Below are 14,479 nucleotides of genomic sequence, written 5' to 3'. Positions count from 1 at the left end.
CTATAGGGGGTGATCTTGGCGACTGGCTTTTTCCGTACGCGACGGCTGATTCTGGGCACTGCGACCTGCGCCGGATTGTTGTGGACGACGGCGGCACAGGCCCAGCAGATCAACGTTCCCTCCCCGCCCACCCGCGAGGAAATCGAGCGCCCTGTCCAGTCGCGCAGCGAAAGGCCCGCGCGGCTCACGGTCGAAGGCGATATCGAACGCGCACCCTGCCCGCTGGCCGACCCTGCCTATGCCAATGTCAAGCTGACGCTGAGCGAAGCCCGCTTCAACAATCTGGGCCCTGTGGCCCCGATCGAACTGCGCCCGCTCTATGAACGGTATATCGGGACCGAACAGCCGGTGGCGGTTTTGTGCGACATTCGTGACGCCGTTGCCACCAAGCTGCGCCGCGACGGATATATCGCTGCCGTGCAGGTGCCGACCCAGCGCATCGACAATGGCGTCGTGCAGTTCGAAGTGCTCTATGCCAAGCTGACCCAGGTTCGCGTCCGCGGCGATGCAGGCGCGGGCGAGAAGCTGGTCGCCAATTATCTGCAGCGGTTGACCGAGGGAACCGTGTTCAACCAGAAGCTGGCCGAACGCTATCTGCTGCTGGCGCGCGACCTGCCCGGATATGACATCCGGCTGACGCTGGTGCCCGCCGGAACGGGACCCGGGGAACTGATCGGCGATGTGACCGTGCGCCGGACGCCGTTCGAGGTCGACCTCAACGTGCAGAACCTCGCCGCGCGCGATGCCGGACCCTATGGTGCACAATTGCGCGCGCAATTCTATGGCCTGACCGGCATGGGCGACCGCACCTATGTCTCGGCCTATTCGACGCTCGATTTCCAGGAGCAGCAGATCGTCCAGGCGGGGCATGAGTTCCGCGTGGGCAGCGAAGGACTGACCCTGGCTGGCCGCTTCACCTATGCCTGGACCGAGCCGGACATCAATCTGCCCGCCGGGGTGAATGCCCGGATCGACGCCACCACGCTGCTCGCCAGCGTCGAGGCACGCTATCCGCTGCTCCGCAGCCAGGCAGCGTCTCTCTACAGCACGGTCGGGATGGATTATGTCAATCAGGACATCGATTTCATCGGTCCCCTGTCGCGCGACCGCATCCGCATCGCCTATGCCCAGCTTTCGGGGGAGGCGATCGACATGGCCAATGGCGCCTCGCCGCGCTGGCGCATGGCAGGCCTGCTCGAGTTCCGGCAGGGGCTGGACATATTGGGGGCAAGCGAACCGTGCAATTTCGTCTGCGCGCTGGTACGCACGCCGACCACGCGCGGCGATGGCGACCCGACATCGACGCTGATCCGCGGCGAGCTTTCCGCCGAAGCGGCACTGGGCGACAGCGCGTCGGTCTTCATTCGCGGTCGCGGTCAGCTGGCCTTCGATCCGGTGCTGAGCTTCGAGGAATATTCCGGCGGCAACTTCACCATCGGCCGGGGCTATGATCCGGGCACGATCGTCGGCGATGATGGCGTCGGCTTCCAGGCCGAACTGCGCGGCCCGCAGATCAGCCCGATCAAGGACGTGGATTTCTCGTTCCAGCCCTTTGCCTTCATGGATGTTGCGTGGACCTGGGACGATGGCCGCCCCGGCGATCCGCAGCGGTTGAGCTCGGTCGGCCTCGGCGCGCGAGCGCGGATCAGCGACCGGTTCAGGCTCGACGTGACTGTAGCGGTCCCGACCGAGCGGGCGGGCCTGCTCAACGATACCCCCGATCCGCGAATCCTGTTCACCCTCACCACTCTTCTTCTGCCCTGGGGAGCCCGCTGATGGCTTACGACCGCACCCTGACCGCCCGCCGCATCCTGCTGGCCAAGGCGACATCCGCGCTCGCGCTCGCGACCGGCTTGGCGATCGGCGGCTCCGGCCCTGCGCATGGTCAGGCGTTCGAGGGTACGCCGACCGTCGTCTCGGGCGGGGCAGGCATCAACCGGACACCGGGCACCGACAATATCCGTGTCGATACCGATCAGGCGGTGATCAACTGGACCACCAACGACACGGCTATCGGCGGCGGGGTGATCAACTTCCTGCCCAATGGCCGCACCGCATTCTTCCGCAACAACCCGACCATCCAGAACCAGTTTACCGTCCTCAACCGCATCATCCCCAACGATCCCAATCGTGCGATTGCGCTCAATGGCACGATCATCAGCCAGTTGCAGACCGGGGCGGGCCTGGTTTCGGGCGGCAATGTCTATTTCTACAGCCCGGGCGGCATCGTCATCGGATCGACGGGCGTCATCGATGTCGGCGGCCTGCTGCTCACCAGCCTCGATCCGGTGCGCGATGGCAGCGGCAACTTCATCACCGCCGGTGGTGCGCTGACGCTTGGTCCCGCTGCCTCGGCGACCAGCTATGTCCAGGTCGATACCGGTGCCCAGATCACCCTGACACCGCAGAACAGCTATGTCGCCATGGTGTCGCCGATCATTCGCCAGAATGGCAGCGTCAACGTCAACGGTTCGGCCGCCTATGTCGGCGCGGAAGCCGCGACGATCACCTTTGCCGGCAACGGTCTGTTCGACATCCAGGTGACCACCGGCACCAATGGCGATGCGGCGGCAGGCAACACGGCCATCGCCCATAACGGCAGTACCACCGGCCCTGCCAGCAGCGGCGCCGGCGACAATCACCGCATCTACATGGTGGCAGTGCCGAAGAACAACGCGATCACCATGGCGATCGGCGGCGGCAGCACATTGGGCTTCGATATCGCGGGCGCAGCGGACGTGCAGGGCAATTCGATCATCCTGTCGTCGGGCTTCAACGTGTCGGGCGACACCATCGATCAGGCCCCTGCCAATCCGGGGCAGCAGGCTAGCCTGTTCATCTCGTCGGGCACGATCACGTCGGCAATCAACGGCGCATCCTCGTTTCTCACCAATGTGGCCGTTGGTAGCGGCACGCTGAGCCTTGCGGGCGATGCGCGCTTTCATGGCGACAACCAGTCCACCGTTACAGCCTTTGGCACGGGCCAGATCATCGCCTCGCGTGACCTCACCGTTTCGGCTGACAGGGTGGGCCTTACCGATGGTCAGTCCGTGACCGGTGGCAATGCGCAGCTCTATGCACAGGCAGGCGGCACGGTGCGTGTGCTGGGCAATGCCTTTGTCACTGCCAATGGCGAAGGCGGCGGCAATCTGAGCGGGGGAGCCGTGGGTGCAGGCGTCGGCGGTATCGCCGATGTCCGTTCGTTCGGCAACTCGCTGCTCGATATTGCAGGCAATCTGGTCGTCAGCGCCGATGGTCGCGCGGGCAGCATCGGATCGACCAGCACAACGAGCAACAGCGGCACAGGCGGAACGGTCATAGTGACCTCTGGCCGAAACGCCACGATCGACAACAATTCGACGATGCTGATTGGCGGCAATCTGCTGGTCACGGCCAACGGCTTTGGCAGCAGTAATTTCGGCAATGGCACGGCCGGCATCGGACAGGGCGGATCGGTCCAGATCAACTCGGGGGCTTCGGTTGCCGGCGGCAGCAACAATGCGCTTACCGTCAATGGCATCATCTTCGGATCCGCCGATGGCTTTGGCGGAAGCGCATTTGGCACCGGCTCGGGCGGTGCGGGCTTGGGCGGCAATATCGGCTTCAGTGCCGGAACAGGCGGCCAGATCAACGCCACCGGCCCCGTCACGCTGACCAGCTTCGGTTTTGGCGGCAATGCCGATGACAGCGACGGCAACGGAGGCAATGGCACGGGTGGCTCTGCGCTCGCACAGATTTTTGCCACTGGAGGCGTGCTCAGCCTCGCATCGGATCTAACAATTCAGGCGACCGGCGTCGGTGGCAATAGCGGCGTTGGCGTGGCATCGACAGGCGGGACTGGACGCGGGGGGCTCGCACAGCTGTCGCTTTCGGCGTTTGCGCTGCCGCCGGGCGGCACCGTCACGGTTCAGGGTCAGGTGCAGATCGAGGCTCTCGGGCTGGGCGGCAACGGCGTGTTCGGCGGCAACGGCTTTGGCGGCGCCCTGGTCGACGGCCGGGGTGCGCTGCTGACGATGAACAATGCCGGGACCATGACGCTCAATGGCGGCGTGCGCATGTCGTCGGGCGGCATCGGCGGCAGTGCCACCACGTCGGGCACAGGCGGTTCGGGCAATGGCACAGGCGGCACCACGCAGATCGTGGCATCCGGGACTGGGGGCACGATCAACATCACCGGGCTGGTCGATATCGACGCCAATGGTGCGGTCTTCGGTTCCTCGCTTACCGGCATCGATGGCGGTGACGGCCGGGGTGGAGCGGCATCGATCTCGCAGGAATTGGGCGGGCTCATCACCATCAATGGCGACGCGATCGTCAGCGCCACGGGCACCGGCGATTCCAATACCGGTGGCGGTGACGGCATTGCCGGAAGCGGCTTTGGCGGCGATGCGCGGATCGTTTCCAATCGCGACACCGTGACTATCACAGGAAACGCTTCGGTCGACGCGCGCGGTACTGGCGGGTTCAACAATGGCGGCATACGGGCCGGCAATGGGACCGGCGGCATAGCCAATATCGGGGCCGGTGCGTCCGGCGCAGCCGCAGGCTTTGCCACCATGAGCATTGGCGGCAACGCCACGGTCACGGCCGACGGAACCGGCGGAACGTCATTCGGCACCGGCTCGGGCGGGGACGGCTTCGGGGGCCAGGCGATCATCGGCGCGATCGAGGGCGGGGTCATCCAGATCGGCAGTTTTGTCGATGCTACCGCGCAAGGCTTTGGCGGCGATGCCGCAGGCACAGGCAATCTTGGCGGCGAAGGCGGTGGGGGCGCTGCACAGCTGTTTGCCGGGGCAAGGGCAGTTGTCACGGTGGGCGGCATCACCGCGATGAACGCGAGCGGCTTTGGCGGATCGGCCAGCGCAGGCGCCAATAGCGGGGCTGCGGTGGGCGGGTTTGCCGACGTCTCCAACGGCACCGGCAATGGCCAGATCACGCTGGGCCAGGATGTCTTCCTGTCGTCGCAGGGACTGAGCGGCAACGTGGTCGATGGCGGCGGAAATGCCGGTACGGCGGCCGGCGGCACATCGCGGATGCGCGCGTCGGGCACGGGTAGCGCGATCACCGTCAACGGCAATGTCTTTGCCGATGCGATCGCCGGAACCGGCAGCGCGGTAACGGGCACCATCGGCGATGCGACCGGTGGCATCGTCGATCTTTCGGTCGGCTCGGGTACGCTCAACATCACCGGCGCCGCATCGCTTGATGCCTCGGCCTTTGGCGGCAATTCCATCCTGACCGGCAATGGCGGCAATGCAACTGGCGGGCGCACGCTCGTCGTCAACACCAATGAGGGCAATGGCTTCATCACCATCGCCGGCGATACGACCATGGTCGCCAACGGCACCGGCGGCACCGCCCAGACGGGCAATGGCGGCACCGGGACCGGCGGCCGCAACGAGCTCGGCACCATCAACATCCAGAGCACGCAAACCTATGGCGGCATCGTGTCGCTCACCGCGACCGGTCAGGGCGGCAGTGCCCTGCTGGCGGGCAATGGCGGCGCAGGCATCGGGGGAGATTCGCGCTTCGGATCGAACAACACCCAATTACGCGGCGGCGATGTCTTCATTTCGGCGATCGGCAGAGGCGGGGATGGCGCGCTGGGCGGCAACGGCGGCGATGCCACGGGTGGCTTTGCACTACTCATCTCTGACACCGGCTTGCTTGCCGGCCTGGTCGATCTCGACAATGTCAGCCTGTCGGTCGATGCCTTTGGCGGTGCAGGCGGTGCAGGCGCCAATGGCCTGATCGGTGGCGCCGGCGGCGCGGGCGGCAATGCAACAGCTGGCGACATCCAGGCCTTTGGTGCGGCGGGCAACGGCGTTCTCGATATCGGCAACCTGCAGATCAGCGCCAATGGGTTTGGCGGCGCAGGCGGAGCCGGCGGCACGGGCTCATCGGGCCTGGGCGGCGCGGGCGGTGCGGGTGGCAACGGAATCGGCGGCTTCAATCAGTTCGGCACCATCAGCTCTGTGACAAATGGGGCAGACAATAGCGGCAGCGCCCTGATGCTCGACGTCTTCTCTCAGGCTGCAGGATTTGGCGGCAGCGGCGGCACTGGCGGATCAGGATCGACAGGCGCCGGCAATGGCGGTGCAGGCGGATCGGGCGAAGGCGGGCGCAATGCGCTGCTGGTCCGCGGATCGCGCGTGGCGCTCAACAACGCCACGCTGGTGTCGGATGGCTTCGGCGGCAATGGCGGTGCGGGCGCGACTTCGGGCGCGGGTGGCAACGGTATCGGTGGAACTGTCGGCTTCCTCATCACCGACCGCTTCCAGATTCCGGCCAATCGCGGTCGGCTGGAAGCCAATGACCTGCTGGGAATCGCTGGCGGCGTCGGAGGCAGCGGCTCGGTGGCCGGTCAGTCGCTGTTCGCCCGCGGATCGAATGTCGAGGTTCGCAACGCAGATGCAATCGTGGGCAGCCTTGTCGTCAACGCCGTTGGCAATGCGCCCTCGGCAGGACCGGATGTCGAGGACTTCATCCGCGTCAGCGATGGCTTCCTCAATGTTGCGGGAAGCCTGACCTACGTGACCCCGAACAGGTTGTCGGTGCTGGTCAGCAATGGCGCGGTCAACGCAGGGACATTCGGGATCAATACCGGCGATTTTGTCAATGACACGGTGATCACTTCGCCGACCAGTCTGGGCACGATCACCGCCGGTGCGATCAGTCTGCTGTCCAGCAACAACGTCATCGTCGGTGCCAATCTGGCAACCCCGGGCGATTTCTCGGCCGTAGCATCCGGCGCGATCATCCTGGGCAATATCAACGCTGGCGGCGTGATCGGCATGCAGGGCACGTCGCTGCAGCTCGGCAACCTCACGTCCGGCAACCATGTCAATCTGACGTCCACCTCGGGCGGTATCAGTGCCGGCGTCGTTACCGCCGCCGATTTCATCGCTATGACCGCCGCAAACGGCCTGACCCTGTCCACGGCAACGGCGACGAACGGCTATATCGATCTGCTGGTCAATGCCGGCAACATGACGATCGGCAACCTGACGGCGGGCACCTATATCGTGCTCGACACGCGCGCCGGAAACATGGCGCTGGGCGGCATCCAGTCGGGTGAAGATACCGAGTTGTCGTCCACAGGTTCGGTCAGCTTTGCCGACGCGAGTACCGGGCTTGATTTCTCGGTCACTGCGCTGGGCGACATCACCGGCAACAGCGTCAACGCATCGGGCGCCATCCCGACGACCAGCTATAGTGTCGGCCTGTTGTCGCAGGGCGGCAGCATTCAGGTCGGCAACCTGACCGGCGCACGCAATATCGGCCTGGTCGCAGGCGGCACGATCAGCGCCGGATCGCTCACCAGCGGGGAGAACATCGTTGCGCTGGGCACGGGCAATATCCTCATCAACGGCGCGGTAACTACCGGCACCGCCGCCGACCGCTATTTCTATGTCGGCAACACGTCGATGGTAGCCTCGCTGGGACCGGATTTCGATCCGACGCCGCTCTTTGCATTGACCCCGGTACGCACCGCCGGCAACCTGGTCGTGAACGGGCCGATCCAGGCCAGCAACGTGCTGGCCGGGGTCGGGACCGCATTCTCCGCATCGGGTGCAATCACTGCCACTGGCGGGCGCGTGGGCATCAGCGCCAACAGCATCGCGGCGCAGGCCATCAGCTCCGGCCTGTTCACTTTCCTTGAAACAACGAACGGCAACCTTGCCGTAGGAAACGTCAGCGCCGGTGGTGCCGTCACGCTTCAGACCAGCAGCGGACTGCTGACCTCTGGAACGCTGACCGGGTCGCTCGTCACCGTCGATGGCGGAGGGGCAGTCAGCATCGGGGGCGTCACGACAACCGGCGCCGCGCAGTTGCGCTCGCGCACTGCAAGCTTTGCTTCTACCGGTCCGATCACTGCTTCTCTGGTCAATATCGGCGGCACAGCCGTCACGCTGGGCAATGTCACATCGACCAGCAGCGGCATCAGCATCGGCGCCACCGGCGGCAATCTGGGCTTCGGGACGCTAAGCTCGGCCACCAGCACACAGTTCAACGTTGCCGGATCGGTGACCGGGGGCGACATTACCGCAGGCACGTCGATCGGCACGATCGTCACCGGCGACATGACGCTCGGCAATCTGCGCACCACGGGCCCGGGCGCGACATCAACGGGCTTCAGCATCGGCCTGGGTGCCAATGGCGCGATCGTCACCGGCACGATCAACAGCTTCGGTCTGCTGGGGATCGGATCCGACGATGGCCTGGGCAATTTCGGCAATGCAAGCAACATCACGACCGGTGCGATCACCGCGGGTGGTACGGTGCTCGTGCGCGCCAACCAGGCCATCGCCACCGGCAATATCAGTTCCACCAACGAGATACGCGTGCGAGGGGGCAGCATCACCGCTGGTGCGCTCAATGCCACCAATGCGGTATTTGCAGCGGCCATCAACGGCAGCCTGACGACCGGCAATGTCAGCGCCGGCACGAACGCGCTGTTGCTGGCCTCGCAGAATGTCACCGCTGGCAGCATCGCCACGGGCAACCCTGCCACGGGAGCCAGCGGCACGGTGCTGGTGAGCGGCAGCAGCGGCATTTCGCCGACAGCGGCTATCAGTGCGATCGATCTCAACGCGCTGCTCACCGCCACCCCGGTGCGCGCTGGCGGCAACGTGTCGATCGGCGCAGTGTCCACCGGCAGCCTGGTGGCCGCCTCGACCGGCACCCTGTCGGCCAACAGCACGATTACTGCGGGCACGCGGATCAGCCTGGACGCCGGCGGCACTGCCGTGTTCGGCGGACTTGCCGTGGCACCGACCATCACCATCAGTTCGGGCGATATCGCCTTCTCGGCCAATGGCGGCCTGGGCAATGCCAATACCGGCACGATCACGCTCACCGCCAATCGCAGCGGCAGCATCGTCATTGGCGGCGCGGGTGACAACCAGTCGCAACAGACCGGCTACACGCTGGACGGCAGCGAAATCTCGCGCATCCGCGCGCAGAGCATCGTCATCAATGCGCCGAATGTCTCTTCGACGGGAACCGGCGTCGAGATACGCGCACTGACCCTCAACGGATCGACCGCAACCAGCGGCACGAACCTGAACGGGGCGGAAGGCAGCCTGACGATCAATACGCCGGGGACGATCCGCGTGAACGGCAACGCCGTGTTCAACGCCATGGCAGCAGCCAACCGGGTGTCGCTGAATGCGGGCCGGGTCGAAATCAATGCCGATACCGGTGGCATCTTCCTCAGCGGCAGTTCGCCGGGCGGCGTGCTGTCGATCAACGCCAACAATATCCATGTCGCCAGCGCATCGCTGCTCGAACGATTGGCGGATAACGTCAATTTCGTCGGACGCGACACCGCCCTCAGCCTCCCGATCGCGGCGTCGCGCCCCGATGGCGTGATCCAGGCGTCCACCCTCCAGTTCACTGTCGGCATTACGCTCTTCATCCAGAATACCGGCACCTCGCTGCTCAACGCGGGCTTCTTCGGCCGGGTAGGCAGCTTCCAGGTAACGCCGCGCAGCTCGCAACAGGGATCGTCGTCGCTGATCGATCTGGTCATCTATGGCCAGTTGCTCGATACGGGCGATCTCGTGCGCAACGGCACTTCGGTCCGCGACCTGATCTTCCCGCGCTCGACCAGCAGCACCGGCCAGGATAGCGGTGGCCCCAGCGGCTTTACTGCTACCTCCTCGATCAACGGCTGTCTGCTCAGCGCCATCGCCTGTGGCGGCGGCGGCATTACCGAGCAGAGCCCGACCGTGATCAGTCATGCCGGTCCGCCGCCGCCAACCCCTGCCGCAGAACGCGAGGCGCAGCAGGAACAGGAAGAGGCCGAAGCAGCCGCCGAAGAGGCAGCGCGCGGCGAAGCTGCTCCGCGCAAGCCGATCATGCCGCCGGTGACGATCGTCAACACCCGACGCCTTGGCGTCGAACCGATCATCGACGAGCCCGTGACCAGCGGCGGCAACCCCAATCTGCAGCTTGACCAGCCGCTGACCGATCCCCTGCCCGATTCCGGAGGCCAGCCATGATCCGCACCCCGTACAAGCCTGGCGCACTTCGCCGCGTCCTGCGGCACAGTGGCACCGCCCTGCTGGCGCTTGCCGCAGGTCTCACCACCCCTGCTCTGGCGCAGGGACAGGAGTCGATCGCGCTGCGCGACAGCTTTCGCGTAGGATCGTCCGGCGTGCTGTGCACCGCGCAATATCGGCCGACCGACCCCGCGCTCGCCAGCATGTTCGATCGCGGCTATCGCGTCGTCTGCCGCGATGCAGCCAGCCCGGTAGCCTCGCTCTATGCGTTGCGCGGCGGCGAGGGCGACCGGCTGGCCCAGTATCTCGACAAGGCGATGGCCCGCCTGTCCTGCGATGCGAAACAGGTTACCGAAATCGAGACCATTGGCGGTGCGAGCGTGCTGGAATGCCGCGACCCCAAGGCGGGGGTGGATTACCGGATCTACGCGGCGGTGCGGGGCGATACCGTGTTCGTGGCCGAAGGGCTTTCGGGCTATGACTCCGCGCTCAAGCTGGCGCTGGCCTCGCTGGTGACCGACAGGGCCGTTCCCGGCACGGTCGATGTCGCCACCACCCAGGTCAGCGATCCCGCCGCCTTTGCGCGCATCCAGGCAGGCACGCTCGACGAGGAATCGGCGCGGGTCGAGGCTTATGTCCGCAACAACTACGGCGCCTATGCCGAGTCCGCCGAGTTTTTCGAGACGCTGGCCGCGCGCGAACGCGGAGGAAGCGAGCGCACAGCCGAATTCCTTGCAAACCAGGCGCTGCAGCAATCGAACATGGGTGACTTTGCCACTGCGGGCGCCCTGTTTGCCCGCGCGGACCGGCTGGTCGCGGCCAGCGACGGGGTGACCCAGCGCATGATCCGCAACTTCCGCGCGATCGATGCGATCAACCAGCGCAATCCTGGCGAGGCGCTCAAGGTCCTCGACCGGCAGGTATCGATCGACACCGAAATGGTGGGCGAAACGCGGCTGTCGCAGGGCGAGATCACCAAGATGCTCGCCGATCAGATCAACCGCGAAAACGCTGGTCTCAAGCGGCTGGGCGGTGTCGATTCAAGCCTGACCGGCCAGGAACGCGCGCAGATTCTCGATGGACAGGCGCAACTGCTGCGCGGCACGGCGCTCAGAATGTCGGGCCAGCCGGATGCGGCGCTGGCTGCGCTGCAGCAGGGCATTGATGCCATTGTCGCGGTGCGCGGCGGACGGATCAGTTCGACGGGATGGCTGCGCGCCGAAGTGGCGACGCAGCGCGCCCTGATTCAGGAATCGCGCGGGGATTTCGCCGGTGCGCGCGCCGGGCTCACCGAAGCGCTCGCCATCTACAAGCTCGATTATCCGCAATCGCCGGGCCTGCTCAGCGCCAAGGGACGGCTGGCGGCATTCCTTGCCCGGCGCGGCGAGGCCGATGCCTCGATTGCGCTCTATGACGAGATCGTCGCCGAGGGCGAAGCCGTGCCGAGCGCCCGTGCCGCGATGAAGGAGATGCTTGGTCCCTATTTTGCCCAACTCGCCACGCGCGCGGACAGCGACCCCTCGGTCGCCGCACGGATGTTCAACGCCAGCCAGCTGCTGCAGCGCCCCGGGGTCGCGCAGACCCAGGCGGTGCTGGCGCGCGAACTTTCCGAAGGCAATGACGAGGCCTCGGCGCTGTTCCGCCTGGCGGTAACGCGCACCCGCGAAATCGCGCGGACCAGCGCCGAGATCCAGCGCCTGGAGGCCCTGCCCCAGCCGACTCCCGAAGACACGGCTGCGCTGGCGCTGGCCCGCGAATCGCTGACCAACCAGCAGAACGAGCAGACCGCGCTGCAATCGCGGCTGGGCCAGTATTCGCAATATCGCGTGCTTTCGCCAAGCTCGGTGACGCTCGCCGAACTGCAGAAGCTGCTCGGCCCGCGCGAAGGCTATTACAAGGTCAGCTTTGTCGGGCAGAAGGTCTATGGCCAGCTGATCACCGCCGACAAGGTGCGCACGATCAGCGTCGAGCTGACCCGCGCCGATCTCGACAAGACGGTCGCCAAGCTGCGCGATTCGATCGTGGTCATCGAGAATGGCCAGCCCACCAACTATCCGTTCGACGTGGTCGAGGCGCGCCGGCTCTACGAAGCGCTGTTCCCGGGCCTCCAGGCGGATCTCGCCGGGATCGAGCATCTGGTCTACGAACCTGATGGCGCGCTGCTGCAATTGCCGCCCGGCCTGCTGGTCGAGGACCAGAAGGGTGTCGATGCGTACCTGGAACGCTCGGCCGCGATCGATGCCGATCCGTTCGACTTTACCGGCGTCGCCTGGTTCGGGCGCGACCGGCGCTTCTCGATCGCGGTGTCGCCGCGCTCGTTTGCCGATGTTCGCACCATTGCGCCGGCGCGCGGCAAACAGGCCTATCTGGGCGTGGGCGAGAATGCTCCTCCCCCCGAACGCATCCAGCTCGCCTCGGACCGGCGTGATGCCGATTGCGAATGGCCGGTCGCGACCTGGATGGACCCGATTTCTCCGGCCGAGCTCAAGCTGGCGCAGAGCGTGCTGGGCGCTGGCCGTGCCAATGTGCTGACCCAGCAGAGTTTCAGCGACACTGCGCTGCTGAACCGCGACGATCTCGACGAATATCGCATCCTGCATTTTGCCACGCACGGTCTGGTCACCGCGCCGCGCCCCGAATGCCCGGCGCGCCCGGCGCTGGTCACCTCGTTCGGCGATGCAAGCTCCGACGGGCTGCTGAGCTTCAAGGAGATTTTCGACCTCAAGCTCGATGCCGACCTGGTCATCCTCTCCGCCTGCGACACGGCGGGGCTCGCCACCGTTTCGGCCTCGCGCGAGGCAGGGATCGAGACCGGGGGCAATTTCGCGCTCGACGGTCTGGTCCGCGCATTCGTGGGGGCCGGTGCCCGGTCGGTGCTTGCGAGCCACTGGCCGGTGCCTGACGACTTCAACGCGACCGAAAATCTGATCTCCTCGCTGTTCAAGGCCGACCCCGGCACTGCGATGAACGAATCGCTTGCCAAGGCGCAGCGCGCGGCGATGGACGATCCGCTGACATCGCATCCCTATTACTGGGCGGCGTTCATCCTGCTCGGCGATGGCACCAAGCCTCTGGTGAAATAGTCCCGCACTGGTCAAGACAGGCGCAAACGCCTATCTTGGCCGGTATGGGATTCTTTCGCGACATATCGCCGGTGCGCGCTGCATCGGACCTCAAGGCATATTGGTTCGACCAGCAGGAGCATAAGTGGCGCTTTCTGGCGTTGTCGGCGGCGTGTACGATCGCGATCTTCGGCGCATTCATCAGCGAATCCGGGTTCGAAGTGCAGTGGAAGCGGCCCGAGATCACCTGGGTGACCAGCCTGGAGCCTGGGCGCAGCGACGAGCAGATCCGCAAGGAGATCGAGGCCAACCAGCTGCTCAAGGAAAAGCGCGAGGCCGAAGCGCTGCGCCGCGAAGAAGAGCGCAAGGCGCAATATCGCCGGCTCGCCGAACAGCTGGGCATGGATACCGAGTGATTTCTACCGTCCGGTCCGATGCCGACTGGATGCGCGCCGCCATAGCGCTGGCCGAACGCGGCCGCGCGCTTTCGAGCCCCAATCCCTCGGTGGGCTGCATCCTGGTCAAACATGGCTGCGTCGTCGGTCGCGGCTGGACCGACTGCGGTGGCCGTCCGCATGGCGAGGCGATGGCGCTTAATCAGGCGGGCGACGCAGCGCGCGGAGCCACCGCCTATGTCACGCTGGAGCCTTGCGCCCATGAAAGTCTGCGCGGCCCGGCCTGCACCGATCTGCTGATCTCGGCGGGCCTCGCGCGCGTCGTGATCGGCTCTCAGGACCCCGACCCGCGCACCAATGGCGCCGGGATAGAACGCCTGCGCGCGGCAGGGATCGCGGTGGACGCCGGCCTTCTGGAGGCTGAAGCCCGCGCCAGCCTGGCGGGCTTCGTTACCCGCCAGACGCTCGGCCGCCCGTTCGTGACGCTCAAGCTCGCCACCTCGCTCGACGGGCAGATAGCGCTGGCCGACGGATCAAGCCGGTGGATCACGGGTGACGCCGCCCGCGCCCATGCCCATCTGGAACGCGCACGGCATGATGCCATTCTGGTCGGCGGCGGCACCTTCCGTGCCGATGCGCCAAGGCTCGACGTGCGGCTGCCCGGACTGGAGCATCGCTCGCCGCGCCGCGTGCTGCTGAGCCGGATGGGCGATGCGCCGCTGGGCTGGACCGGAATAGCCGCGCCCGAGGATATCGCCACGCTCGAAGGCACCGACTGGTTGATGGTCGAAGGCGGAGCGGAAGTCGCCGCCGCCTTTCTGGAGCGTGACATGGTCGACCGGCTGCTGCTCTACCGCGCCCCGGTGCTGATCGGGCGCGGCAAGGCGGCCCTGGGCGATATCGGGCTGAGCGATCTGGCGCACGCGCATGGCCGCTGGCAACTGGAAGATACGCGGCTGCTTGGCAAGGACCGGATGGAAAGCTACCAGCGGGTGCGCTGACCCGCCGCATCAAG

Annotated in this window: 5 protein-coding genes; all 5 read left to right on the top strand. The window is 65.9% G+C overall.

The features are described from left to right. Positions 1-15: 15 nt before the first annotated feature. The 5 genes from C7451_RS04955 to ribD are packed head-to-tail and all read left to right on the top strand — an operon-like array spanning position 16 to position 14,465. Complete coding sequence (locus C7451_RS04955; protein WP_110298003.1) at positions 16-1,776, top strand: ShlB/FhaC/HecB family hemolysin secretion/activation protein; 1,761 nt, start codon at positions 16-18, stop codon at positions 1,774-1,776. Further along, entirely contained in the window at positions 1,776-10,007 is an 8,232-nt protein-coding gene (locus C7451_RS20380; RefSeq protein ID WP_146215286.1) for a beta strand repeat-containing protein, read from the top strand. Before C7451_RS04955 ends, C7451_RS20380 begins: the two co-directional genes overlap by 1 nt. Next, the gene (locus tag C7451_RS04945) at positions 10,004-13,090 is read left to right on the top strand and encodes a CHAT domain-containing protein (RefSeq protein ID WP_110297851.1); all 3,087 of its coding nucleotides are present in this window, start codon (positions 10,004-10,006) and stop codon (positions 13,088-13,090) included. The genes C7451_RS20380 and C7451_RS04945 overlap by 4 nt, the downstream gene beginning before the upstream one ends. Positions 13,091-13,125: 35 nt before the next feature. Further along, entirely contained in the window at positions 13,126-13,485 is a 360-nt protein-coding gene (locus tag C7451_RS04940; RefSeq protein ID WP_146215285.1) for a hypothetical protein, read from the top strand. Next, on the top strand, positions 13,482-14,465 hold the full coding sequence (gene ribD / locus C7451_RS04935; RefSeq protein ID WP_279629488.1) for a bifunctional diaminohydroxyphosphoribosylaminopyrimidine deaminase/5-amino-6-(5-phosphoribosylamino)uracil reductase RibD: 984 nt from the start codon (positions 13,482-13,484) through the stop codon (positions 14,463-14,465). The genes C7451_RS04940 and ribD overlap by 4 nt, the downstream gene beginning before the upstream one ends. The last annotated feature ends 14 nt before the right edge of the window (positions 14,466-14,479 follow it).

It is taken from the genome of Blastomonas natatoria (assembly GCF_003201955.1).
Taxonomy (GTDB): Bacteria; Pseudomonadota; Alphaproteobacteria; order Sphingomonadales; family Sphingomonadaceae; genus Blastomonas; species Blastomonas natatoria.
Note: the sequence above shows the minus strand (reverse complement) of the source record. Positions and strands in the feature narration are given on the sequence as shown.